General features: G+C 60.8%; 21 protein-coding genes and 1 pseudogene. 7 read left to right on the top strand and 15 right to left on the bottom strand.

The features are described from left to right. Positions 1-26: 26 nt before the first annotated feature. From AWU82_RS08005 to AWU82_RS07980, 6 genes and pseudogenes are all read right to left on the bottom strand, one after another. Positions 27-971, bottom strand: coding sequence for a GNAT family N-acetyltransferase (locus AWU82_RS08005; protein WP_064381795.1), 945 nt, complete (start codon positions 969-971; stop codon positions 27-29). After that, positions 971-2,261, bottom strand: a pseudogene (locus AWU82_RS08000) (phenylacetate--CoA ligase family protein). The gene AWU82_RS08005 and the pseudogene AWU82_RS08000 overlap by 1 nt, the downstream one beginning before the upstream one ends. Continuing rightward, positions 2,245-4,695, bottom strand: coding sequence for an aldehyde dehydrogenase family protein (locus AWU82_RS07995; RefSeq protein ID WP_064381794.1), 2,451 nt, complete (start codon positions 4,693-4,695; stop codon positions 2,245-2,247). Before AWU82_RS07995 ends, AWU82_RS08000 begins: the two are co-directional and overlap by 17 nt. 1 nt (position 4,696) lies before the next feature. Beyond that, on the bottom strand, positions 4,697-5,827 hold the full coding sequence (locus tag AWU82_RS07990) for a LuxE/PaaK family acyltransferase (protein ID WP_064381793.1): 1,131 nt from the start codon (positions 5,825-5,827) through the stop codon (positions 4,697-4,699). A gap of 15 nt (positions 5,828-5,842) precedes the next feature. Beyond that, positions 5,843-7,090: an MdfA family multidrug efflux MFS transporter gene (locus AWU82_RS07985; protein ID WP_064381792.1), complete on the bottom strand. Its 1,248-nt coding sequence runs from the start codon at positions 7,088-7,090 to the stop codon at positions 5,843-5,845. A 263-nt stretch (positions 7,091-7,353) separates the two neighbouring features. Then, positions 7,354-7,494: a hypothetical protein gene (locus tag AWU82_RS07980; RefSeq protein ID WP_170928916.1), complete on the bottom strand. Its 141-nt coding sequence runs from the start codon at positions 7,492-7,494 to the stop codon at positions 7,354-7,356. Between the two features lie 157 nt (positions 7,495-7,651). Between AWU82_RS07980 and AWU82_RS07975 the strand changes: the two genes are divergently transcribed. Then, positions 7,652-7,840: a hypothetical protein gene (locus AWU82_RS07975; protein ID WP_007957552.1), complete on the top strand. Its 189-nt coding sequence runs from the start codon at positions 7,652-7,654 to the stop codon at positions 7,838-7,840. An 18-nt stretch (positions 7,841-7,858) separates the two neighbouring features. Here AWU82_RS07975 and AWU82_RS07970 read toward each other — a convergent pair whose 3' ends face one another. Then, complete coding sequence (locus tag AWU82_RS07970; RefSeq protein WP_064381791.1) at positions 7,859-8,236, bottom strand: hypothetical protein; 378 nt, start codon at positions 8,234-8,236, stop codon at positions 7,859-7,861. A gap of 294 nt (positions 8,237-8,530) precedes the next feature. Here AWU82_RS07970 and pvdQ point away from each other — a divergent pair, with 294 nt between their 5' ends. After that, on the top strand, positions 8,531-10,867 hold the full coding sequence (gene pvdQ, locus AWU82_RS07965) for a bifunctional acylase PvdQ (RefSeq protein ID WP_064381790.1): 2,337 nt from the start codon (positions 8,531-8,533) through the stop codon (positions 10,865-10,867). A gap of 62 nt (positions 10,868-10,929) precedes the next feature. Here pvdQ and AWU82_RS07960 read toward each other — a convergent pair whose 3' ends face one another. Continuing rightward, complete coding sequence (locus tag AWU82_RS07960; protein WP_064381789.1) at positions 10,930-11,931, bottom strand: FecR family protein; 1,002 nt, start codon at positions 11,929-11,931, stop codon at positions 10,930-10,932. A 155-nt stretch (positions 11,932-12,086) separates the two neighbouring features. Here AWU82_RS07960 and AWU82_RS07955 point away from each other — a divergent pair, with 155 nt between their 5' ends. Further along, entirely contained in the window at positions 12,087-12,356 is a 270-nt protein-coding gene (locus AWU82_RS07955) for a PepSY domain-containing protein (RefSeq protein WP_011333983.1), read from the top strand. A 60-nt stretch (positions 12,357-12,416) separates the two neighbouring features. On the opposite strand, the gene AWU82_RS29390 is transcribed toward AWU82_RS07955, so the two are convergent. Then, the gene (locus tag AWU82_RS29390) at positions 12,417-12,800 is read right to left on the bottom strand and encodes a hypothetical protein (protein ID WP_335743472.1); all 384 of its coding nucleotides are present in this window, start codon (positions 12,798-12,800) and stop codon (positions 12,417-12,419) included. Between the two features lie 135 nt (positions 12,801-12,935). Further along, positions 12,936-17,084, bottom strand: a complete 4,149-nt coding sequence (locus tag AWU82_RS07950; protein WP_335743471.1) for a dermonecrotic toxin domain-containing protein — start codon at positions 17,082-17,084, stop codon at positions 12,936-12,938. A 369-nt stretch (positions 17,085-17,453) separates the two neighbouring features. Here AWU82_RS07950 and AWU82_RS07945 point away from each other — a divergent pair, with 369 nt between their 5' ends. Continuing rightward, on the top strand, positions 17,454-18,485 hold the full coding sequence (locus tag AWU82_RS07945) for an Ldh family oxidoreductase (RefSeq protein WP_064381787.1): 1,032 nt from the start codon (positions 17,454-17,456) through the stop codon (positions 18,483-18,485). Between the two features lie 55 nt (positions 18,486-18,540). Here AWU82_RS07945 and AWU82_RS07940 read toward each other — a convergent pair whose 3' ends face one another. Then, positions 18,541-18,858: an ElaB/YgaM/YqjD family protein gene (locus tag AWU82_RS07940; protein WP_007957537.1), complete on the bottom strand. Its 318-nt coding sequence runs from the start codon at positions 18,856-18,858 to the stop codon at positions 18,541-18,543. A gap of 153 nt (positions 18,859-19,011) precedes the next feature. On the opposite strand from AWU82_RS07940, the gene AWU82_RS07935 reads away from it, so the two are divergent. Continuing rightward, on the top strand, positions 19,012-19,266 hold the full coding sequence (locus AWU82_RS07935; RefSeq protein WP_007957535.1) for a hypothetical protein: 255 nt from the start codon (positions 19,012-19,014) through the stop codon (positions 19,264-19,266). On the opposite strand, the gene AWU82_RS07930 is transcribed toward AWU82_RS07935, so the two are convergent. Then, positions 19,267-20,181, bottom strand: coding sequence for a LysR family transcriptional regulator (locus AWU82_RS07930; protein ID WP_064381786.1), 915 nt, complete (start codon positions 20,179-20,181; stop codon positions 19,267-19,269). A gap of 84 nt (positions 20,182-20,265) precedes the next feature. Between AWU82_RS07930 and AWU82_RS07925 the strand changes: the two genes are divergently transcribed. Then, positions 20,266-21,189, top strand: coding sequence for a carbon-nitrogen hydrolase family protein (locus tag AWU82_RS07925; RefSeq protein WP_064381785.1), 924 nt, complete (start codon positions 20,266-20,268; stop codon positions 21,187-21,189). A 12-nt stretch (positions 21,190-21,201) separates the two neighbouring features. Here the strand turns inward: AWU82_RS07925 and AWU82_RS07920 are convergent, their stop codons facing one another. The 3 genes from AWU82_RS07920 to AWU82_RS07910 form a co-directional block, all read right to left on the bottom strand. Further along, positions 21,202-21,675 (bottom strand): LEA/WHy family protein, encoded by a 474-nt coding sequence (locus AWU82_RS07920; RefSeq protein WP_064381784.1) that lies wholly within the window; start codon positions 21,673-21,675, stop codon positions 21,202-21,204. A gap of 69 nt (positions 21,676-21,744) precedes the next feature. After that, a complete protein-coding gene (locus tag AWU82_RS07915; RefSeq protein WP_064381783.1) occupies positions 21,745-23,211 on the bottom strand; it encodes a nucleobase:cation symporter-2 family protein in 1,467 nt (488 codons plus the stop codon). Between the two features lie 142 nt (positions 23,212-23,353). Then, entirely contained in the window at positions 23,354-24,253 is a 900-nt protein-coding gene (locus AWU82_RS07910; RefSeq protein WP_064381782.1) for a LysR family transcriptional regulator, read from the bottom strand. Positions 24,254-24,352: 99 nt separating this feature from the next. Here AWU82_RS07910 and AWU82_RS07905 point away from each other — a divergent pair, with 99 nt between their 5' ends. Further along, entirely contained in the window at positions 24,353-25,444 is a 1,092-nt protein-coding gene (locus tag AWU82_RS07905; protein WP_064384102.1) for a polyamine ABC transporter substrate-binding protein, read from the top strand. The last annotated feature ends 10 nt before the right edge of the window (positions 25,445-25,454 follow it).

The following is a 25,454-nucleotide window of genomic DNA, read 5'->3' as shown; positions in this document are numbered from 1 at the left end:
ACCGGTAACGGAGCGGGCCTTTTCGTTTATGGGCGGTTGCCGCAAATCTGAAAATCCGCAAGCGGGGCGATCCGTTGCTGCATGTCGTCATGCAGCCGCTGCATGTGCGGACAATGCAGTGTCAGTGATTTTGGCTGGAACCCTCTATGAAACAACGCCAGCCATCCCTCACCTTTGTCATCGGGCGCCAGTCCGCTGAACACGAAACCCGTCGTTGATAACCGGCGCCAGGCAGTGTCGAAACCCTGGGCCAGCCTGAGCCGGATCGATATCAGCCAATGGGTGGGCAGTTGCTGCAGCTGTTTGAGCAAGCTCTCATCCACTTCGCTGAAAACCCCGTCATATCGCCCCCAGCGCTGTTCCAGCTGCGCTGGAGCGCCGATCCACGGCGCCACGTTCAATTGCGTTCCGAACACGTCGCACAACTGCTGCATGAACTCACGGCATTCGTCTGGCCAGGTCAAGGCCGGCAGTGGCCGCTGAAAGCCGTCGACAGGGACGTAACCCAGCACGAGCGATTCGGTCAGCACGCCGCCAAAGGGTGACGGTGCGTGATCGGGCAACAAGCCGGTATTTTGAAAACCAAGGCGGGCGGCCATTTTTTGCGAATAGGGGTGATGGGTCACTTGCTTGATCGTGACACCCCGATAGCCAAGCGCCTGCGCATGCGTCAGCAAGCGCCGGCTCAGTTGCGTTGCAATGTTCTGGCCACGGTTCTGAGGATCCACCACGCTCAGCGCCAGTTCGGCGATGGATGATTGCTTGTCGAGAATCAACGTGGCGTGGCCCGCCACCTGATCGTTCGCCACCGCCACCAATGAGTGCCAGCGGCCGTCGGCATGGTTCTGGCTGATCATGCGGGGCAGGTAAACATGCGGCTGGGCGTAGTGGTCACCATAGATAGTTCTGAACAGGCGACTGACCGCCTGGGCGTCACTGGTGCGATATCCGCGCAGGGTGATCGTTTCCATCAGCAACGCTCCTGGCCGGAGCCGTTATAGATGCGCCGGTCCAGCACGCGCTGCCGTTTGCCGGAGCGTGGATGGCATACCAGTTCTTGAACCGTACAGCAGCGAATCCGCAACGCCATCAGGCGATCGGCGCTCAGTTGTTCGATCAACGGATAGTCTTCGATCAAGGCTCTGTGCAGCGTCTGTTCGGCTTCAGCGTTTGCCGGTGACAGGGCGTCCGGTGCCCAGTGCAGGCTGAGGATATCCATGGCGCCGTCCTGTTCGATCAGCAGTTGCCAATCGTCGCTGCCGGTAACGCGCCGCACGGTTTCGCCGATCGATTGCGGCAGCAGAGTCAGAATGCCCACGCGCACTCTTTGGCTGTCGGCGCAGCGGCCCATCAGCGCGAACTTGCGCCGGGGCGCGCCGGACGACTCTCGCCAGCACGCGCGATCACCGACGGGGTAGCGGATCAACGGCATCAACCGGCGCGTGAGGTTGGTCATCACCAGGCGTCCGACACGACCGCATTCTTCGATCGGTTCACCGGTCTGCTCGTCGAGAATTTCCAGCACTGCGTGACATTCGGGAACCCGATGTTCGCCGATGGCGCAGTCACGATGACTGCTACCGATGAATCCGGCGTCCACGCTGGCGTATCCGATCGAGGCTACGCCGGCGCTGGGGAAAACCCGCGCCAGCCGTTGCAACTGGGCGTCAAACAGGCTTTCACCGGCGTAGAGCAGGGCGGTGACGCCTGCCAGGACCCGGTCATGTTGCCTCAAGCCACGCCGCGAAACTCAGCAGATGTGCCGGCAGACCCGCCAGCACGTTGATCCGGTGCCGGGCAATCGCATCGGCCAGGATGTTCGAGTCGACATGGCCGGTGAAGGGAAACTCGACGACCTCGGTTTGCACATGTGCCAGCGCGTCGTGGGTGAAGATGAAGCTGGCATACAGATCACCGACAAAAAACAGGTTGGCGACCCGGTCTCCGGCGCTCAACCGGGCGCCGAGACTGCGGCCGAAGTCCGTTACCAGCGTCCGCCATTCCTCACGCCGGAACAGTGAAAACTTGCCGGCGCTGGTGGTGCCTCCGGTCTTGAAAACCAGTGCGTCATTCAGCGGTGCCGTCAGTACAGGCCACTGGTCGAGGTCATGACTGCCTTTCCAGTATTCCACGGGGTCGATCACCGGCAGTTGTTCCAGTGATGTGATCGGCTGGGGAAGTTCGGCGAAGTGACGCGCATAAAAACCGGAATGCTGTCGTGCAAACGTGACCAGCTCTTGCAGTTCAAACCGTGTGTTCATGTTCCGCTCCTTGCCTGTCTGCGCTGGGGCCAATGCCCCGGTTGTCGATCAGCAGAGGCGTCTTGCCGCTGTGCTTGTTGCGGGTGAACCGGTCGCTGCCGCAGACCTCCACTTCCACGCTAAGCAGCCCTGTCTGGATGAGCGTGGCCAAGGTCGGATAGTCCAGCAGGCGACGCTGTACATCATCAGGTTGCCGTGGGCAGCGAAAGCGCATGCGCTCCAGGCCGTCCGGGGCATGTTCGAGAATCAACTGAAATTCGGTCTGCAGATGCTCTGCCAATTGCGACAGGCAGATAAAATCCGTGCCGATGCGCATCAGCCTGCCATGACGTTGCAGCAGCTCGAAACGTGGCGTGGGCAGCCCGCACTCACACACACCGGGAATCCAGCGACCGCTGTCACCGACGTCGTAGCGCTGAATGTCCTGTCCTTCGCGCTCGATGGAGGTGAACACCAGACGCCCGGTTTCGCCGTCGGTCACCGGTCGATCAGCCTCGAATTCGACGATCTCCAGATGCTGGATATCGCTCATCAGATGAAACACGCCATCGCCGGTGGCGGGGCAGGCATGGCCGAGCGGTCCGGCGTCGACACTGCCGTAAATGGCCGAGCGGATCAGCCTGACGCCGCAGCTACGCATCAGTGCGAGGCTTTGCTTGCCGGGGTGTTCGCCACCGAGGAAGACCTTTTCGATCCCGCCATAGGCACTCAGCCGTGCCTGCTCGTTGAGGAACAAACGATGCAGCGTGCTGGGCATGCCGACCAGCACGGTGACACGCTGATCGATGATCAACCGGGCGATCTCGCTGTAATCGTCATCGGCCGGCGCGCCCATCGGCAGGTGCGTGGCCCCCAGCATCTCCAGTACTTTGGAAAAACTGAAGAAACCGCCGTACAGCCCGCCGCTGAAGAACAGATTCATTACCCGGTCGCGTTTCGGATCAAGGCCCGCTGCGAACAGTCCGTCGGCGCTGGCGCGCATCTGTCGATCAAAATCGCGGTAGCTGTAACCGGCCAACGCCGGGGCGCCGCTGCTGCCGCCGGAGCGGAAATACAACCGCGCCGCCGGGTGGATGGGGCGGGTGACAAAGGCGTCTTTGCTCATGATCGGCAGATTGGCCACCGAGGGTGGTGTCGGCAGAGGATCGAGCGTGGCACGGGTTGCCAGCGCCGTGGCCGGCAGGCTTACCGATACGCGACGGCTCAGGCGCTGCAACGCATACACGCCGTCGTGGGGTTCGCCTTCGTAGCCGTCGTGAATCGCTTGCACCGGAGTGATCCTCGTGACACCCGCAGCGATCAGTGTTTGAGCCAGCTCAGCCATTTCGTGTTCTGTACACATCAGCCCGGCGCTTTGCAGTACGTTGCGCCAGGGCAACAGCTGCTCGCTGACCTGCGCCCGTGGCAGTGGCTTGAGCAACAGGCTGCGAAACAGCGGCGAGGGCGCAAGTTGCTGGTTGTGGGTCCAGATGACGCGCCAGTCCGGTGTCTGCCAGACCTGGCCGTCGACCTCGGAGAAGCTCTGGGCCAGTCGCGCCATCGCCGTGCGGGTGGTGATTTCCGAGGCCTCCTGAATCGAAGGCAGCAGGACCGGCCAGTGTCGGGATCGACGCTCGAACGCCTCGGCCAGGTCATCGCCGATGGCGCGCAGGATGTTTTCGTCGTTGCTGTCCACCAGCAGCCATTGCGGACTGGAACAGGCCTGCTGGTTCAGACGGCAGACTTCATCGGCCACGGCGTCCAGCGCTTCTGGCGTGACCGCTGCCGGCGTCAGGTAGATGAAGCTGATGCGATGGCCCCAGTCGATCCAGCGGCAGCCGGGCGCCAGTTGCTGGCGGATCGCTTGCAGCGCGGATTCACCGCCCCACGCGGAGACGCCGTTGGCCCGTCGGCACAATTGACCCATCTGTGCGGTGCCTGCCGGAATGACGGCGACATGTCCGGCAATCTGACCGGTCGCATCACACTGTGCCAGTCCATGAAGCAATTGGGCCGTCATCCCCTGATCGCTGCTGCTGGGACGCAACCAGTTGACGTTGCCGGCCAGCAGGCCTTCGATCACCGCGCAAAAGGCCAGCAACGGTGCATTGCCGGGGGTGATGTGAACCACAAGTCCCAGCGGGCTCCAGCGTTCAAAGCGTGACGGGTGATAGTCGAGGCGACGCAGGCTGCCCGGTTGCTCGCCGAGTTCGCGCTCAAGCTTGCGCCGCAACGCATCCGGCTGGCAGAACTCGATCAGTGTCTGGCGTTGCTCGGGACCGATGGGCATTGCCATGCCCGGGTCTTGCAGACGCTCGGCAAAAGTGGCTGCTGCACCAAGCACGGTCGCTGTATCGAGCGCCTTGGCCAATCGTTGTGGCAAATCCAGGTCCAGCTCTTGCAGTGCGGCGTCGAGGGTGCAGTCGTCGTGAAGTTTTCCGTTGATCAGGTACATATCAGTGCGTCCCCAATAATTCAGAGGCAGCCATCGCGCAGCTTCGGCCGGCCGTGGTGGCCGCACGGCCATGCAGTTCGAACCAGTCGGTGGATAGACCACAGCCGCAACTGGCGCCAGGATGCAGGGTGGCGAGATCGCTCATGACCACCGCGTGTGCCGGGCTTGATGAAATGTAGGGCGAGACAAAGCTCAGCAAGCCCTGACGCCCATAGGGCTGAACTGAAAAATCGGAGGGATGACGCACGAAAACCTTCGAATAGACCGGTACATGGAAATGATGGTGAGCACACTCGAGATACGGCACCGCATGCTCGACGGCGCCATAACCGTCACGACAGCGAGATATCTCGATGCCCAATTGGCGATGAATGCGTTCATACAGTTGCTGACGGGGAATTTCGTGTGCCATTTGGGTTTTCCAGCCGCCGCCAAACAGCGTCAGCGAGCCTTCTGCCAGTTGCAGGTTCGCCACCCCGGTGGCCTGCATGCGTTGCAGGGTCTGCCAGAGAAAGGCCGGGAAGCCGAAGATGCGCACCGGCAAGCCTTCTTCGGCGAAGGATTGCAAGGCGGCAATCACGCCGAAGCCGTCGAATTCATGTCCGCCGCCTGTGCGGCGCAGTGCGTAGGCCACGCGATTGACGGGCGCAAACCGGCACAGAAACTGATCGGTAAACGATGTGCCCAGGCTGATACTGCCTTCGGGTTCATAGCTCAGCAGCAGGTAATTGCATGGGGTGTGCGGGGTGTCCCAGTCATAGTGCCGGAAGATCTGCCCGACCATGTTCTGGGCCGCGCCCAGACTGCGCTGGTCATAACGCATGCGGCTTTTCTCGCCACTGGTCCCGGAAGACGTGAGTTCCAGTGCGTCCACTCCGGTGGCACTGAGCAAGGGCTGTCGCTTGAAGAAACTGGCAAAAATGGGCGCAAGCCGAGACCAGTCATCAAGGTGCTCCAGGTCGTCCACGATCAAGCCATTGGCGTTCAGCCAGTGTTCGTAGCCGGGGGTGTGCTGGCTATGAAACCGGCTGATCTCGGCCATGGCCTGGTTAAACAGCCCGTCCGGCACGGAATCCGGGCAATAGGGTTGCGTCAACGCGCAGAGCGCGTCGCTGTAGGGGAAAGGGTTCATCATGCGTCCTTGGCGTTATGTTGAAGAAGCGGAGTCTGTCGGGACGTTTGGCAGAAACCGGTACAGCAGAGGCAGGCTGAGCAGGCCGCCCAGCGCCGCCCAAATGGCGAAGGATTCGAGGCGGGTACCGCCGCCGATGGCGGCAATCAATGAACCGCCGACACCCATCACCGCAATCGAAATCATGCCGATCGAGGCAGAAACCAGGCCTTTGCTGTCATCGCTGGAAAACAGTGCCAGGCGGTACAGCGCGGCGTTGCTCATGCCCAGTCCCACGGCATACAGCGCAAGGCCGGTCATCAATCCGGCAAGGGAAAGGCTGGTCAGTGCCGCGGCGATCAAGGTCAGCAAACCCAGGCAGAATGGCCAGAGCGCCAGACGAATCAATTGCGGCAGATCCCGCGAAGCCAGCAATCGATCAAGGATCAGATTGCCGACAATGACCGCCGAGAACACGGGAATCTGCCACAGCGCATATTCCCGTGTGGTCAGGCCGAGCAACTGGACGAGCAGCAGCGGCGCCAGTCCGATCCAGGCTATCAGCGGCAGGCTCATCAGCCCGAGAGCCAGGCAGATGCCGACGAACCGGTGATTGCGCAGCAGTGCGAGATAACGGCTGCTCAGCTGGCCGAGCGAGAATGGGATCGGCGCTTGTTGGCCGCCGTCGTGGCGGACTACGCCGATCGTCTCCGGCATGCAGGCATACAGTCCGATCCAGGTCAGTGTTGCGATCAGGCCCAGACCGAGGAACAGCTCGCGCCAGCTCAGCCATTCCAGCAGCAGGCTGCCGAGCAGTGGACCGAGCAGGGGCGAAAGCAGTGCGACATTACCCAGCAATGCCATCAGTCGCACCGCATCCGCCTCGCAGAAGACTTCCTGTAACGCGGGGTAGCTGACCGCCACGACAAATCCCAGGCCCATGCCTTGCAACAGTCGCAGGGCGTTGAACACTTCGATGCCGGGCGTGGCGACGGTGGCCGCGCAGGTTGCACCGAACAGCGCACAACCGGCCAATAACAGCGGGCGTCGGCCGAACCGGTCGGACAACGGGCCGATCAGCCATTGCAGGCAGACCCCGCCGATCAGATAGAGATTGAATGCGTTGGGGATATGAGCGGTATCGGCTCCAAGATCCTGAGTGACGTTCAGCATGGCCGGCATGACCATGTCGCTGGCCATATAGGTCAACCATTCGAACAGTGTAATGGCCAGACAGAAACCCAGCGCCCGGAGTGGCGGGAGGTTGATGAGAGTTCTTTGCATGCGCAACCACGGCAGTGGAGAAGGAGCGCAAAGGGTAGGGACGGGGAGTGATTGTTCCTACGCCATTGGTATGTCCATCCGTGACCTGGCTTTGCATGATGTTGCGAATGGCAGAACTTCTACAAGCGCGTTGGAATTGCCTTACCTTAAGGAGAATAAAGTCCTACAAAAAATGCCCACATTTGCGTGGGCATTTTGATTCGTCTTACATACATTGTTGTATTTGAGCGGTCGTCTGTCGCCCTGTCGCTCAGGGAAATGGCTTAACGATGGTAGTAGTAGCCCGGGCCTGCCGGCGCATAGTGGCGATGATCGCCATGCCAGCCGCCGTGGGGGAAGATGATGCAGCCGCTCAGCGTCAGCAGTGCAAGGACAGGAATCAGCCAGGTGATTCGACGTAGCATTTCAAGGATCCTCATGGTTAACGCCGTTTGAAGCCAAAGCTCTTCATCGGCTGTAACATGAGACCCCGTTTACAGCGGCGCATCCCCGTCAAACGGTATGTGCATGGCATCAACGCCGATACAAACCCGATACATTCCAACGGTTCAGGAACCTGTAATGACCCATAAGCAACGCTTGATATATTCGATTCTGATCGCCGTCGCCGTACTGCTGATCATGCTCGGCCTGTCCTGGCTGCAAAACGCCGGCAAGCTCAGCGAGCAAACGTTCCAGTACATCGCCATCGGTGTGGCGGTGGTAGTCGTGGTGATCAACGGCGTGATGCGCCGCAAGGTCAAGCCCTGACGGCCTCTGCCGGGTGCTTCAATCGTTGTTGAGCACCGCGGCAGCCTGGGGATGGAGGCTGTAGCTCTTGTCGTCGTTGAATGTGATCACGCCTTCGGCACACAGACGCTTGAGCACTTCACGAACGCTGAGGAAGGACAACGGAATGTCCAGATCCAGCAGTTGGCTATGCACGCCACGCACACCCAGGCGACGGTCTTCCTCGGCGGCGACCAGCAGGGTGTCGATGACTTTGAGGCGAATCAGGCTGGTGCGCAGGCCGAAACTCTTGAGCAGCAAACGGATGCGTTCGTTGCCATGACGCTCGACCCGTTGCCCGAATACGTCGGCGTGCGAACCCATGGGCGCTCCTTGTGGGGTCTGGCTACCTTCCGATGGTAGGGGTGGGTGGTACATGCGATTTCTCCTTTCAGAGCCTGATCAGGAAAGGTTTTTCGTGCTCTCTCTAAACAAGACGTTTCAGCTCGACAAATCATGAAGCGAAAAATGTAGAAAATTTGTCGTCGTTTCGTCTTTTCCCCGTGATTGCGGCACGAAACGGGTGTGTGACCGACTAAATTTTTTTCCCGCGGCTTCGTTTTCTGGACAGGCTCATTGCGCGTGACGCGTGGGTGATTTCAGAGCGAGCCGGGCCCGATGTATTCACGATGGCGGGCGGTTCGCTCTTCGATTTTTCGATCAGGAGCGAGCGTGACTATTTCCAGGCAATTCACCGGACTGACCCTTGCCGGCCTGTTTCTCGGGCTGAGTCTGTCGGCGCAGGCGTTCAGCCCGTCCGTTCAGACCGGCGCGGATATCCGTCGCACAGGCTTTGGCGTACCGCACATTCGCGCGGAAAACGAACGCGGTCTCGGGTTCGGCATCGGTTACGCCTATGCGCAGGACAACCTGTGCCTGCTGGCCAACGAAATCGTGACAGTCAATGGCGAGCGGTCGCGGTACTTCGGGCCGGAGCAATTGACGGTCGAAGAACGCGAGAACCGCATCAGCGATGTGTTCTTCCAGTGGCTCAACACCCCGCAAGCGGTGAATGCGTTCTGGCAGGCGCAGCCGGTCGCAGTCCGTGATCTGGTGGAAGGTTATGCCGCCGGCTACAACCGTTACCTGGCCGAGCGTCGCCAGCAGGGGCTGCCGCAACAGTGCCAGGGTGAGTGGGTGCGCGATATCGCCGCCGAAGACCTGGTGAAGTTGACCCGTCGCCTGCTGGTCGAGGGCGGTGTCGGTCAGTTCGCCGAAGCCTTGGCAGGTGCTACACCCCCGCAGGCCACTGCGCAGATTGGAAACGATGTCCGGGCTTACCAACTGGCTGAAACGCGCCAGCAACGCTTCGCGCTGGACCGCGGCAGCAACGCGGTGGCGGTGGGTAGCGAGCGCTCGTTCAATGGCCGCGGCATGTTGCTGGCCAACCCGCATTTCCCGTGGATCGGCGGCATGCGCTTCTATCAGATGCACCTGACCATTCCGGGCAAGCTCGATGTGATGGGCGCGGCGCTGCCGGGTCTGCCGATGATCAACATCGGTTTCAACCAGCACTTGGCCTGGACCCACACCGTCGACTCGTCCAAGCATTTCACCCTGTATCGCCTGCAACTCGATCCGAAGGATCCGACCCGTTACCTGCTCGACGGCCAGTCGTTGCCGCTGAGCAAACAGACCGTCACGGCGCAGGTCAAACAGGCGGACGGCCAGGTCGTGCCGGTTTCCCGTGACGTCTACAGCTCACAGTTCGGCCCGATCGTGCAGTGGCCCGGCAAGCTCGACTGGGACAACCAGTACGCCTATAGCCTGCGCGATGCGAACCTGGACAACGACCGGGTGCTGACGCAGTGGTACGCCATGAATCGCGCCGGCAATCTCAAGGATCTGCAGGATTCGGTGCACACGATCCAGGGCATCCCGTGGGTCAACACCCTGGCGGTGGATGACAAAGGCCAGACGCTGTACATGAACCTGTCGGTGGTACCAAACGTCAGTACCGACAAACTGGCCAAGTGCAGCGACCCGCGCGCCGGTCTGAAAATGATCGTGCTCGACGGTTCCAACAGCGCTTGCGCCTGGGACATCGACCCGCAAGCCGCACAGAAGGGCATTTACGCCTCCAGCCAGTTGCCACAGCTGTTGCGCAAGGACTTCGTCCAGCACTCCAACGACTCGGCCTGGCTGGCCAATCCGGCGCAACCGTTGACTGGTTACTCGCCACTGATCAGCCAGGACGGGCTGCCACTGGGCCTGCGTTCGCGCTTTGCGCTCGATCGTCTGGCGACCCTGAGCAAAAAAGGGCCGGTGTCGGTGCAGGACCTGCAACACATGGTGATGGACGATCAGGTGTTTCTCGCGACTCAGGTAGTACCGGATCTGTTGAAGTTCTGCGCTTCCCAGTCTGAAGCCGCGTTGAAATCAGTGTGCAGCAGCCTGAAAGCGTGGGACGGCCGGGCGAATCTGGAGTCGGGCGTTGGCCTGGTGTATTTCCAGAGCATCATGCAAGCGATGCAGCAATCGCCGCAGGCCTGGCGCGTGGCATTCGATCCGAAGGATGCGCAACACACACCGCGCGGGCTGGCTATTGAAAAGCCGGAAGTGGCCAAGGCATTGCGCGAGGCAATGCTGGCGTCGGCCGCGACGGCCGCCAAAATGGGCCTGACCAAGAAAACCCGTTGGGGCGATGTGCAGGTGGTCAGCAGTGGCGGTCAGCAAACGCCGATCCACGGTGGCCCCGGAACGTTGGGCATTTACAACGCCATTCAGAGCGTGCCCCGTGAAGATGGCAGGCTCGAAGTGGTCAGCGGCACCAGTTACCTGCAAGTCGTGACGTTCGATGACAAAGGGCCGCATGCCCAGGGCCTGCTGGCGTTCTCGCTGTCCAGCGATCCGGCGTCGAAATATTCTCGTGACCAGACCGAGGCCTTCTCGAAAAAACAGTGGAGCGTTTTGCCATTCACCGAGCAGCAGATCAAGGCCGATCCGCAGTATCAGGTGCAGACCGTACGCGATGATCTGGAAAAAACGGGGAAAGTGGCGGCGCAGTAATCAGCTGTTCAACCCGTCTACAACCGCCAAAGCAGAAGGCCGCTCCCTCACGGGAACGGCCTTCAGTTTTTTGGCGGCTGTTGCGGCATCGGATTGATGACCGGGTTGCCGTCCTTGTTGCGGGTCAGGAAGACCGGCAAGACTTTGGGCAGGGTACTGGCGAAGCTGTTCAGTTCCTTGATGTTGTAGATCCCGCCGACCCGGATCGAGCCGGTCGAGTTGTCGGCGAGCATCAGGGGTTTGTCCAGATAGCGATTGATCTGCGGCAACGCTTCGTTCAGCGACAGGTTGTCGAGCACCAGTCTGCCGCTGCGCCAGGCCAGCGAATTGTCGTTGGCGTAGGTCTGACTGATTTGCGGCATGTCGTCGCCGTGCTTGTAGCGAGCCTGCATCGAGGGGCCCAGGCGCAAGCCGTCGCCGCTCAGGCGGGCGTTGCTGGTGACCAGCACGGAGCCCTCAATCAGGTTCACCTTGACCTGATCCTCATACATCCAGACGTTGAAGCGGGTGCCGGTGACGCGAATCCTGCCTTCGGCCGCCCTGACGATGAAGGGGTGGCCAAGGTCATGGCTGACTTCGAAGAACGCCTCGCCCTTTTTCAGCGTGACGCGACGCTCGTCCTTGTAATTGCTGTAGGTCAGCTCGGTGTTGAGGTTCAGCTCGACCTGACTGCCATCGCCCAGGGTGACATGGCGGACATTGTCGGTCGCTGCAAAATGCTGATAGCTGTTGGGGAGCCAGCCGAGGTTCCATCCGGCCCAGGCGGCCAGCGGCAATGCCAGGGCACAGACCGAAGCCGCCACTGCGTACCGGCGCCATGAGCTGGCGGGTTGGCGAATCGGCACGACCGGTGCGGGTTCCGGGCGCGGCAAGTGCTCAGCCACCTCCCAGATTTCCAGCATCGCCTCATACTCGAACGCGTGAAGCGGGTGCGCATCACGCCATTGTTCGAACGCCTGGCGCTCTTCAGCAGTGCAGTCGACGGCATGCAGACGCATGCACCAATGCGCGGCGGCATCGGTGATCGCATCGTATTCGGCTTCCGAGAGGGTGTTCTGGGTCATTGACTCATCCTGATTTCGCGCATTCTAACCTTCAGGGGAAGGTGCCGAGAACATCGTCATGGCATTTACCCATCAAAACGTGGAACTTTTTTGCGCGCAGGCGCCCCAAAAAACCAGGACTTGCCCGTGAACAGTATCCACAAATGGAGTGAAAAATGATCAAACGAACCCTCGCCGCTTGCGTCGCGACTGCCAGTCTTCTGAGCGCCGGAGCAGCCCTGGCCGACCGCCCGGGCGCTGGATGGATCACCATTGAAAAAGCCATCGAGATCGTGAAAACCAAGGCCGGTTATGTCGAAGTCTACGAAATCGAGGCCGACAACGACGGTTATTGGAAAGGGGAAGGGCGCAAGGCCGATGGCGTTGTGTACGAATTCCGTATCGATGGGGCTTCGGGCAATGTGCTGCGGGATCAGAAGGACTGATTCGGCTCCCAAAGGCACTAAATGCGCAGGTGTTGCACCTGCGCATTTTTTTCGTCTGTTTCAGGGCGATTGCATGGGGTCGAGTTGCCGCCCGATTTCGCAGATCAGCCGGGTGACGGAGTCGGCATTGCGCAGGATCACCTTGATGCGAACGTCGGGATTTTGTCGATCAAGGAAGGCGTTGCGCGCTTCAGGAAGGTTTTTGGCGCCGGTCAGTTGCAGGACTTCATCGTAGATCAGTTGCATGTCCGCAATCTTGTCGATCCCCATCCAGGTTTTGAGGGTGGTGTTCCATTCGGCAAACAGTTGCTCTCGTGGCGTACTCAGTGACAAGGCTGAGCTCTGATCGAACTCCAGATCCTCGTACAACCTCAAGCCATCCGGAGTGAGGGTCGATATCAGGTCGCAGAACGGCTCACGTGCACGCAATGTTGCGATATACATCGTCTTGCTGAATTGATGGGAAAACTCGTGAATCAAGGTGGATGCATGGGCATGCCCGTCGACATCGAATGGCACCTGCATAATAGGTTTGAATGCGTCCAATTGCTGGTCGAAAAAGTGTGCGCTGAAGTGCACCTATCGCTTCTGATCGCCATCCAGCACAAAAGCAATCAAATCGGGCAAATACTTGTTGGAACCGACGACGAAGCGCTCTGTTTCCAACAACTCATCAGCGGGGTCCACCAGGGCTTTGCAGATGGGGATGATGGCGGTGCCGATTTTTTTGAGCATTTCGCCGGTAATCTTCGGCACATCAAAAAAGCCTTCGAGAAAAAGGCTGACCCGGGGGTTGGCTATACCCCTGGTGAGCGGAACCAGATTATGCAGGCAATAAAAGGCATAGCGCCGGGCGAGGTCGATTGCATGCACCAACTCCTGGGCTTTTTGCGGGTATTTGAGGCGAATCTCATTCATCCCGTGGGCTTCGATGTTCAACATATTGCGGCGCAATCGGGTAATGGTCGTGCGTTCGGCGAGTTTCCTGATGGCCTGGCCGTAGTGAACGGTCTGACCAGGTGAAATGATGACCTGGCGTGATTCGCTGATCTGAATCATCGGGCCGGATTGATCCGGGCTGCGCAGTTGCCAGGCTTCACCCTTCTGAACGACCGGGTAGACCTTGCCTTCAATCACGGCGTAATGGCGGTTGTTCGACACATCCCGGTAGGTGTTCAGCCTGGGGCTGAAGACGAGATCCTCCAGCGCCACCTCCCTCGCCTCGAAAGGACCCAGCTGCGTGCGTCGAGGCGAAGTGGGTTCGATGTCGGCCCTATCCGGCGTGGTCGTTTCTTCCATGTTTTTCGCCATGGTTTCGGCTGCGTCTGTGCTTTGCTGCTCGACGGCATCACTGGCGATGGAGGTCTCGGCCGACATCTGCGGCAAAAGCCCCATCATCACCATTTGCGCCGCCCCCCCGATAAAAGACCGCAGCGCGCGTTTCCAGTGATGATCCTGCAGTGCTTCGGCCGAGTCCTTGAACTCGTCGTACGCTTTCCAGAGAAAAGGGATGACGGCAAGCTTGCCCGGCAGCAAACCGGGAACCTGTTTGATTTCATCGCTGAGCAGAACTTTTGCTGTCTCCCAGTCAGTCTGCGCTTCGCTCTGTTTCTGGGTCCCCAGCAGTTGGGTGAGCAACTTGAGATTGTCGGTGTACAGGTACTCCAGCAGGTTGCCGGTGATTGCTCGCAAGTCCAGGCTCATTTCACTGGTCTGCCCCAGTGTGGATTCCAGCAGGCTGCGAAACAGCGCGCGCTCGGCTTCTGGCAGGCGGCGCAGCAAGAGGTTCTGCAAATGTCCGGGGACGTTCAACGCCGCTATCAGCGATTTTTCGTCATCGAATTCGTGAAAGACCTGTTCGTCATAGGGGGCGTAGAGCACCAGTGGCTCTCTGTTTTCGCCGCCGGCCGTGAACACATGCATTCCGGGAACGATGACCGCTGGCGTGCCTTCGGTCTTGATCAGCGAAAGCGGGCAGGCAATGGCCGGCACCTCTGCGGCGGCCCGGGCAATACCGTCGGGCATGTCCAGCACCTGACGTACGTAATCGAAGGCGGTGTCACACAGCCGTTGCTGCAGTTTCAGGGCATGGGCCTGTTGCATCAGTTGCCAGGGCAGCTGACGGAAAAAGCGCTGCTTGCGCTCACGACCTTCGGCCGTGTCGATCGACAGTGAACCGGCCACTTTTGCGCTGAAGCTTGTCGGTATCGCCAGTGAAAGCAGCAATTGCGTCACCGCTCCCTGATCCAGCCCGGCCGGCATCGTCTGCCGGTTTTTCGATGACACCCGAAAGCCCGTTCCCTGGGCGACGTTGATGTGGTTCAGGGCGAATTCCACCAGCGTCTGCGGGGGGCCGGCCAACGCCAGGTGAGGGGTGATTTCCATTTCTCGCGGATCGAGCCGATGCCCCGCAAAGCGCTGGCCGAGCAAGGTCGCGAGCGTCTGTTCTACGTGGCTGACCAAAGTCGGCACGCCCGTCAGGTAATCCTGATCGTTCGAAACGCCCTGGTACCACTGTTCCAGCAATTCAACGTGCCTTTTCTGTTCCATTACCGGCGCCATTCCCAGCCAGGCGGGCAATGTCTGTGCGGTGGCGATGGCTTGCGCATGGCTGGCTGCCAGAGGCAGGTTGGTGTTGATCGTCGTCCCGCGCAGTTGTTCCAGAGCCCTTTCCAGGCGGGTCTGGTCCGTGATCCGTGAGCGCACCTGTTCGCATCGATCCAGGTAATGCTCGATGCTCGACTCCATGCGATCAAGCAGCACGTTGCCGCCAATGAAAAGCAGCGGTCCCAGGGTATATCGCTGATGGGTCTGGAACTGTGATGCAAGGATGTTTTCCAGCAAAGCAAGGCGTTGTGTACCGTCGAGGAGTCGCCGGTTCAACTGCCTGCGGACACTGGCCACGCTGTCGAAAACCTCCAGCCCCTGTGAAGGCGTCCATAGCACTGCAAACCCCGAGTGTTGTTCGTCGAGGCCTCCACGTTCGGTTAACAGGATGCAATGTGCCAGGCGCACCAGATGGCGTTCACCGGGACTTTCGAGTGTGAGCGAATAGGCATCCGGGCGGAAACCGTTGAGCGCCTCGCGCTGCGTGCGGGTGGGGCGGTCGGCGCTGATCACAGTATTGACGATCGCTTCAGCCCAGGCCGGCAGAGTTGCATTCAATCGGCGGAGCCTGGCCTCACCGTTAATGCCGACAAACCAGGCGTGTGCCAGATCCGGCTTCATGGTTTCCAGCCAGTAACGCTGGATGGCCCGATTCTTCATGGGTTGACTGGCAAGCCGGTTGACCAGGGGACCCTCAACCGAACGGAAGGTCTTCACCGCCGCAAGGGCCTTCTCCGTGAGCACAGCAGAGGGTTGCCGGTCGCCGGCGATCACCGGGTGTGTGCTCCAGCGTCCCCTCGTGTCCCGCTGCAACAACCGTTCATGGATCATCGAGCGGATATCCAGACTTTTGTCGAACAGCGCGTGAAGGTTCACGGCACCGTCGCTGTGTCGAAACACCTGCAACGCATATTCGATGTTCTGTCGTTGCTTGGTGATGATCGACTCGAACAGGATTTTGAAGATTTCCCCGACGATCCGTTCTCCCGATACCTTGGGTTGATCGAAACCGAGAAAGCGATTTTGCTCATCCAGGTTCAACAATCCGAAGAGCTCGTCTTCGTGACCCCTGGCGAGAAATTTGTCCTGCAGCGTCTGCTTGAGATCTTCGTAGTCCTCGAGCAATTGCAGGCCCTGGGCGGGCGTATAAAGAAACGCGTGAGGTTCGCTGATCATCAGCGAACCCGCCAGTTCCACGTAATTGGCGGCGTGTTCCCACAGCCGTACGCTCTCCACCACAGGAAAACGGGCGGCGGACGAAACCGGGCGTATCAGTTGATGCACGGTGTTGAACTGCTCGCGATCGAGGATCCCGGCTTCGCGCTTGAGCATCCATTCGCAGCGTGCCTGGTCTTCCAGCACTCGAGCGAAGAAGACACGACGGGTGGTGCCAACGGCGGAGGGGGCGTCCCAGAAACCTTCCAGTTCGCGAAACAGCAGCACCGGCAACCGTCCCGAAGTGTTCTTGACGACGTCTTCCCAGACGGTCTGATCGTCAATTGCCGGTTTTCTGCCCGGATTGGAAAACACCGGTTGCCGGCCCGCCGGCCAGTGCTGATGTCGGTAATACGCCAGTACGGCCTCACTCAGGCTCATGGATTCGGGCCAGTGCCTGTCGGTCAATTCCATGGGGCGGGCGCTGTCACTGGCAAGCGGACGGAAACTGACACGTGTATGTGTTTGTCGCAAATTCCCGAAATGAGGCTTGAGCACGTTATCGAGTATGGCTTCGAGCATGTCCGTGAGCGTGGCGATGGCTTGCAGTTCGGCGCACAGAGCTTCGGTGTTCAATGCCTGGCCTTGCTCGAGGCTTGCGCGCTGCTCTTCGAATATATCCCCGTCGATAACGCTGAAGCTCACCGAAAGGGGCCCGGCGTCGAGTAGACGCTTGCGTTGGGGCTCGGCCAGAAATGCCAAAAGAGGCTCCTGCTCATCGGCGTCGTTGAGGCGTCGTTCGAGTTGCACCTTCAGGGATTGCTGACTGTGGTGTTTTTTGAGGCCGTCGTACGGGGTGTAGAGCATCACACCCTTGTCATCCGGTGTCTCCCCGAGCATGAAGGCGCCGGGCAGCGGTTGGGGAGTCTGGTTAGCGACATTCAGCAGCAGGCGTTCGGCACGCATGGGTGGCGTCTGCTGGCTGCGCAGGGCAGCCGACGCCAGCCGGGCATGGGCGAGCCAGCGAAAATCCTTTTCGCGCAGGCCGTGTGCCTTGCCCAGTTCGGGCCAGAGTCCCGGTGAATCAATGGCTTCGGGGAATAACAAGGGAGGGGTTGGGGCTGACATCGTCGAGTCTCGCTGAGGGCGTTTGCACGCACGGAAGGTTTGAGGCTCAAGATTGAAAGGCGGCCGGGATCGGCTGGTGGTACATGGATATTGCGTCAGGTGCGATCCGCATCACGGGGTTGACAGGCTACCGGCTGCATGTGGTTAATCCGGTTGCGGGTTGTTCGTTCGCTGTTGTTCCCTCCAATAATTACTCTGGAGCTTCAGATGTCTGCGCCACACGATCATGCGGTCTCGTCCACGGTGTCCCTGGACGAGCTGACTCAACTGCTGGAAAGGATTTTTACCCGTCACGGCACCTCGGCCGAAGTCGCCAGAACCCTGGCCACCAATTGCGCCAATGCCCAGCGGGACGGTGCGCACAGTCACGGCGTATTCCGGATCCCCGGCTATGTCTCAACGCTCAACAGCGGCTGGGTCAACGGCAAGGCTGTACCGAAAGTCGAGGATGTGGCTTCCGGGTTTGTCAGCGTCGATGCCGACAACGGTTTTGCCCAGCCTGCGCTGGCGGCGGCGCGTCCACTGTTGGTGGAGAAGGCCCGCAGCGCCGGGATCGCGGTGTTGGCGATCCGCAATTCCCATCACTTTGCCGCGCTGTGGCCGGATGTCGAGCCTTTCGCCGACGAAGGTCTGGTGGCGCTGAGCGTGGTCAACAGCATGACCTGCGTGGTGCCGCACGGCGCCGACCGGCCATTGTTTGGCACCAACCCGATCGCCTTCGCCGCGCCACGGGCCGACGGTGCGCCGATCGTGTTCGACCTGGCCACCAGCGCCATCGCCCATGGCGACGTGCAGATTGCTGCACGCAAGGGCGAAAAACTGCCGGCAGGCATGGGCGTCGACAGCCTCGGCCAGCCGACCTGCGACCCTAAGGCGATTCTGGAAGGCGGCGCCTTGCTGCCGTTTGGCGGACACAAGGGGTCAGCGCTGTCGATGATGGTGGAACTGCTGGCCGCCGCGCTGACTGGCGGCAATTTCTCGTTCGAATTCGACTGGAAAAACCATCCGGGGGCCAAGACACCGTGGACCGGTCAGCTTTTGATCGTGATCGACCCGAGCAAGACCGCCGGACAAAGCTTCGCCGAACGCAGTCAGGAACTGGTGCGGCAGATGCACGGGGTAGGGCTCAAGCGTTTGCCGGGTGATCGGCGGCATTTGCAGCGGGCCAAGTCATTGGCCAAAGGGATTGAGCTGGATCAACAGACCCTGTCGCAGTTGCGTGAACTGGCCGGCGAGTAAGTTTTTGCCGGGCATGAAAAAGGCGAGCCCAAGGGCTCGCCTTTTTTGTTCGCGCTCAGCGGCGACCGAGCAGCAATCCGACCACCAGACCGAACCCGGCGGAAATCGCCACGGTCTGCCACGGATGCCCGCCGATGTAGCTCTCGGTGGCGTCCACCGCCGGTTTGGTGCGGTCACGCACGCTGGTGACCGAATCGAGCGCCTGCTGCAATTTCTGGGCGATTTGCCCGCGCAGGGTCTCCGCTTCCTCGCCGACCAGCGAGGCACTGCTCTTGAGCAGTTTTTCCGACTCTTCGATCAGCGCCTGAAGTTCGCTGAAGGCCTGGTCCTTGATTTGGTCTTCGGCGGCTTGAACGGCGGTTTTCCGGGCCATTGGGTGACTCCTTGCAGGTGAATGGACAGTGAACAATGGAGTGTGGCGCGCCTTGAAAAGTTGCAGCGATTTTCCATCCGGAGCAAAAACCAGCGTCAGAGGTTTCCGTCCAGCGTGTAAGATGTCGCCATTTCATGCAGCAGGTAATTCCCGATGAGTTTCAATCTGGCCGACAAATCCCTCGCAGAGCGCGCCGCGCTGGAAGATGAAAAATCCCGACTGTTCGAACTCTGGCAGAACAATCTGGGCAAAGCCAAGGGCGAAGCCGCACGATTGTTTGGCGAGCGCTCCAAGCGCAAGGGTAAATGGGCCGAATTCGTGCGCGCCGAACTGGACGGCATGTCGCCGCCGGAATTCGCCAACATGGTGCGCAGTGAAGTCAATCGCCTGATGGCGGCCAACAAGTAATCACTCGGTTCTGAAACTGGCGCCTATCGCTTCGCGCACCGTCAGTACCACCGGATCGATCTGGGTGCTGGTGCGCCAGCCCAGTTCGATCGGGTAGCGCGGCAGCGCCAGCGGGCAGGGCAACAGCGCCAGCCCGCTCATTGAAGCAATGGCCTGCGCGGCGTGGGTCGGAATGGTCGCCACCGCATCGCTGCCCTTGAGCAGGTGCGGCAACGCGGCGAAATGCGTGGTCGAGGCGCAGACCCGGCGAGTCCGGCCCAGCGCTGCCAGCCCTTCATCGGTGATCCCGATAAAACCGCCCGACGACACCAGCAGGTGCTCGCGAGTGACAAACTCCTCCAGATCGATCTGCTGCTGGCCCGGCGCCAGGCTCGCCGGATCCACCAGACACGCATAACCCCCTTCACCCAACACCTGACGGCTGAGCAGCCGTTCGGCGAATCCGCCGGCGGTGATTGCCAGATCGATGCTGCGCTCCATCAGCGCCCGGGCGACGATCTGGCTGTGGGTCTGGCGAAAGATCAGCCGCAGTTTCGGCGCGCGGCTGGCGATTTCCTCGATCAGCCGCCGGCCGTAAGCGATCTCGAAGTCGTCCGAGAGGCCCACAGTGACCGAGCGTCCGTCGTAGTGATTGGCGGTCGGGTCGACCATGGCCAGGCTTTGCCGACATTTGTTCAGGGCATCGCTGACCACCGGTTTCAACTGGTTGGCCTTGAGCGTCGGGGCCAAACCCCGTCCGGTACGCACGAACAATTGATCGCCATACACCTCGCGCAACCGGCGCAAGGCTGCGCTGACTGCCGACTGAGTCACGCCCAGACGCAACGCCGCGCGGCTGGCACTGGACTCTTCATGCAGGGCTTCGAAGACTTTCAGCAGGTTGAGGTCAACGGTTGCGATATTCATCTGGCTCATATCATTCAGCAGTGGATCGGTCTTTATTCATGATCCCGTGGCGTCGGAGAATCAGCAACACCTGAACTTCACGGAGTGACCGCCATGCCCAAATCAATCGTTGCCGCCCTGCAGATCGGCGCCTTGCCCGGTGGCAAGGCTGAAACCCTGGAACAGATCCTCAGCTGGGAAACCGCGATCATCGAATCCGGTGCCGCGCTGGTGGTAATGCCCGAAGCCTTGCTCGGTGGTTACCCGAAAGGCGAGGGCTTCGGCACGCAGCTGGGTTATCGCTTGCCGGAAGGGCGCGAGGCCTACGCCCGTTACTTCGCCAACGCCATCGATGTGCCGGGGGCGGAAACCGAAGCGCTGGCCGGGCTGTCGGCGCGTACCGGGGCCAATCTGGTGATCGGCGTGATCGAGCGGGCCGGCAGCACCTTGCATTGCACGGCGCTGTATTTCGATCCGCAGGCAGGCCTGGTGGCCAAGCACCGCAAATTGATGCCGACCGGCACCGAACGGCTGATCTGGGGCAAGGGCGACGGTTCGACGCTGCCGGTGCTCGACACTCAGGTCGGCAAGCTCGGCGCGGTGATCTGCTGGGAAAACATGATGCCGCTGATGCGCACGGCGATGTACGCCAAGGGCATTGAAGTGTGGTGTGCGCCGACCGTGGACGAACGCGAGATGTGGCAGGTCAGCATGCGTCACATCGCCCATGAAGGGCGCTGCTTCGTGGTCAGCGCCTGCCAGGTCCAGGCCTCGCCGAATGAACTGGGTGTGGAGATCGCCAACTGGTCGGGGGATCGACCGCTGATCGCCGGCGGCAGCGTGATCGTCGGGCCGATGGGCGACGTATTGGCCGGGCCGTTGCGCGGCGAGGCCGGCTTGCTCACCGCCGAGATCGACACCGAAGAACTGGTGCGCGCCCGCTACGACTACGACGTGGTCGGCCACTATGCACGGCCGGATGTGTTCGAGTTGAGCGTCGACGAGCGGGCGAAACCCGGTGTGCGTTTCACCGCTTGACGACGGTGCGGTTTACCAGGTGGCAGCACTGGCCCTTGGCAGACTGAGCTTGCCGGTATCGACAAAGCGCATCGTGCCAAACAACCCGCCGGCCAGTTTGCCGCGCAGCACATAGGGCAGGTTGTCGAGGGTTTGGGTCTGGCTCAGGCCGAGGGTCTGGCGTAGCACCGAGAACGCGGAAATGCTCACCGGGACGCTGACGATGGTTTCGGAGAACCGTGGAATCGAGCCGGTCTGATCGCTCACACCCGACGCCAGCGAGTGACCGTTGACCTCCAGATCCAGCGCGATGCCGTTGTAGTCGATGGGCGTTTCGTTAGGGTTCTGCACCCGCAGCTTGATCGCGAAGCGCACTTCCAGATCCTGGCTCGGCAGCGGTTCGAGGCCGACCACGTTGATGTTCACCGGGTCGCGGTTGGGGAACAGCGCACAGGCGCTGAGGGAGAGCAGAAGCAGGGACAGGATGACGGCGTGGAAGCGGCGCATTGATGCTCTCTCACTGAAAAAGGGCTGAACCGTTGCCGTATCAGCCCTTTTTTTATCGAGCGGACAGGATCAGCGGTTCAACTGTGCGACAGCGGCCGGCGCGGCGGGTTCAGCTTTGGCCGGCAGGTCGGGGTTTTCCATGACCTGAAGGATAGAGGCTTCCGGGTCGAAGTCATCTTCTTCCAGTTCGATGAATTCTTCCGGCAGGAAGATATTCAGCACGATGGCACACAGCGAGCCGACGGTGATCGGCGATTCGAAGATGTTGCGCAACGCCTGCGGCAGTTCGCGCAGCACTTCCGGCACGGCGGCGATGCCCAGGCCCATGCCCACGGAAATCGCCACGATCAGCATGTTGCGCCGATGCAGGCCGGCCTCGGCGAGGATCTTGATCCCGGCCACCGCCACGGTGCCGAACATCACCAGCTCTGCGCCGCCGAGCACCGGTTTCGGCATCAGTTGCAGCACCGCGCCGATCATCGGGAACAGCCCCAGCAGCACCAGCAGACCGGCAATGAAAAACGCAACGTAACGGCTGGCGACGCCGGTGAGCTGAATCACCCCGTTGTTCTGGGCGAAAGTCACCATCGGCATGCTGTTGAACACGGCCGCCATCGCGGAGTTGAGGCCATCGGCGAGCAGTCCGGACTTGATCCGGCGAATGTACAGCGGGCCTTTCACCGGTTGCCGGGAAATCATCGAGTTGGCAGTCAGGTCACCGGCCGCTTCCAGCGGCGACACCAGGAAAATCACCGCCACCGGCACGAACGCCACCCAGTCGAAGTTGAAACCGTATTTGAACGGCACCGGCACGCTGACCACCGGCACTTCGGGCAGGTTGGCGAAATCCACGGTGCCCATCAGCCACGCCACCACGTAGCCGAGGGTCAGGCCGATAACAATCGCGCCCAACCGCAGGAACGGCACGTCAACCCGGTTCAACACCACGATGGTGCCCAGCACCAGCGCTGCCAGGAATACATGACTGGCCGCGCCCAGATCCGCCGCGCCGAAGCCGCCGGCAATGTCGGTCATCGCCACCTTGATCAGCGACAGGCCCATCAGAGTAATGATGGTGCCGGTCACCACCGGGGTGATCAGCATGCGCAATTTGCCGATGAACTGGCTCAGCACCACTTCGATAAACGCGGCAAAGAAGCATACGCCGAAGATCGTCGACAGAATCTCATCGGTGCCGCCGCCCCGGGCCTTGACCATGAAACCGGCGCTGAGAATCACGCTGATAAAGGAAAAACTGGTGCCTTGCAGGCACAGCAGCCCCGAACCGACCGGGCCGAAGCGCTTGGCCTGAACAAAGGTGCCAAGGCCCGAGACGAACAGCGCCATGCTGATCAGGTACGGGATTTCGCTTTGCAGGCCGAGGGCGCCGCCCATGATCAGGGTCGGGGTGATGATGCCGACGAAGCTGGCCAGCACATGTTGCAGGGCGGCAAACACCGTTGCGGTGAAGTGCGGACGGTCGTTGAGGCCGTAGATCAGATCGTTGTTGCGCGGGGCTTTTTCAGAGACGGTCATGGTGGTTTGCGTGCCGCAATGCGGGGCCGGGTCGGAAAATGGGTGCGCAGGATGCCGTAAGAGGGGAGCGAGGGCAACGCATGATCGTTCCCACGCTCTGCGTGGGAATGCAGCCGGGGACGCTCCGCGTTCCAAAAAATGCTCAGGTTCGACCAAAGGCTGACAGCAGGTCTTCTTCAAAAGCCTTCTGCGCATCGCCGGGCACTTGCGCCCGATGGCGGGCCAGATGGAACGCCACGTCAAAGCTCAACTCGCCTTCGCGCACCGGCCGCAACAGGCCCTTGTCCTGCCATTGGCGCGCGTAATGGTTGGGCAGATAACCGACGTGTTTGCCTGACAGTATGAAGGCGAGGGTGCCTTCGACCTGCTCCGAGCGTGCCGAGCAGACCTTGCCCTGGAACGGCTCGTCACTGCGCAGAAACCTGTACGGGTGATCGACCCGGTCGCAGGCCTGCAACGCCGCATCATCGGGCGCCTCGTCGGTAAACAGCGGATGGCCGGGCGCGCAGTACAGGTGCTGGGTTTCGCTGAACAATTCGCGGTAGTCGAACGCGCTCTGCACCTGGGAGAAGTAACCGATGGCCAGGTCCAGCCGCTGTTGCAGCAGCAGACGCTCCATTTCGCCGGGCATGGCGCTGATCAGCTCGATCCTTACCGATTCGTCCCGTTCGCGAAAACGCCGGATCGCATCGGCCACCCGTTGCAGCACCGATTGGTCCACCGCTTCCGACAGACCCAGCCGCACTTCGCCGATCAAGCGCCCGGCGACGCCGTTGGATTGATGGCGGAAGGTTTCGATCGAATCGAACAGTGCCCGGGCGGCAATCAACAGTTGCTCGCCCTTGGGTGTCAGGCTGAAGCCGCCCTTGCCCCGGTTGCACACCCGGTAGCCGAGGCGGGTTTCCAGCTTGGCCATTTGCTGGCTGATGCTCGACTGGCTCAGGCCCAGTTCACCCTGCGCCGCGCTGAAGCCGTTGGATTCGACCACGCCGAGAAACAGCCGCAGAAGCTGAAGATCGACATCGTGAAGTTGACCGAGCATCACATTACTCCGGGATAAAGTCAGGTTAACAAACTTGGTATTTCTCGAATGTATCCGACGGCGCATCCTGCCACCACTTCCTTCGGTCAGGTGTTCGTCATGGCTCCCGTCTTCAAGCTGTGTTTGCCCGCGTTGTTGCTTACCGTCTCCATCGCCGCCCAGGCCGAAGAGAAGACGCTCAATCTCTACAGCTGGGCCGATTACGTGGCACCGGAAACCTTGCAGCGCTTCGAAAAGGAAACCGGCATCCACGTGCGCTACGACACCTTCGATACGTCCGAGGTGCTGGAAACCAAGCTGCTCACCGGCGGCAGCGGTTACGACGTGGTGGTGCCTTCGTCCAGCGTGCTGGCCCGTGGCCTGGCCGCTGGAGCGCTCAAGGAAATTCCCCACGACGGGCTCAAGGGTTACGCCAATCTCGATCCCGATCTGCTGGAAAAACTGGCGGCGGTCGATCCCGGCAACCGCTACGGCGTGCCTTACACCTGGGGCACCCTCGGCCTGGGCATGAACGTCGAGGCCGTCAAACAGCGGCTGCCGGACGTGCCGCTCAACAGCCTCGATCTGCTGTTCAAGCCTGAATACGCCAGCAAACTCAAGGATTGCGGGATCGCCATTCTCGACTCGCCGCAGGAAGTGATCGGCCTCGCGCTGCACTATCTCGGTAAGGATCCCTACAGCACCGACAAGACCGATCTGGCCGCCGCCGACGCCTTGTTGCAGCAGTTGCAGCCCTCGGTGCTGTACGTCGCCACCGGCCGGCAGATCAATGATCTGGCCAATGGCAGCGTGTGCCTGGCGTTGACCTACAACGGTGACGCAAGCATGGCGGCCGATCAGGCGCGCAAGGCCAACAAGCCGTTTGAGGTTGCTTACCGGATTCCCAAGGAAGGCACGCTGGTGTGGCAGGACAACCTCGCCATTCCCAAAGACGCGCCGCATCCCGAGGCCGCGCGCACCTTCATCGAGTTCATGTTGCGCCCCGAATCCGTTGCGGCGCTGACCAATACGCTGTTCTTCGCCACCGCCAACCAGGCCGCCACGCCGCTGGTGGATGAAGCGGTGCGCAACGACCCGGACATCTACCCGAAACCCGACGTGCGCGAGCGGCTGTACGCCGACCGCAGCATGAGCCTCAAGGACATGCGCCAGCGCACGCGCTTGTGGACCACTTTCCGTAGCCGCCAATAGCCCTTCATAA

This window comes from Pseudomonas glycinae, from assembly GCF_001594225.2.
Lineage (GTDB): Bacteria > Pseudomonadota > Gammaproteobacteria > Pseudomonadales > Pseudomonadaceae > Aquipseudomonas > Aquipseudomonas glycinae.
Note: the sequence above shows the minus strand (reverse complement) of the source record. Positions and strands in the feature narration are given on the sequence as shown.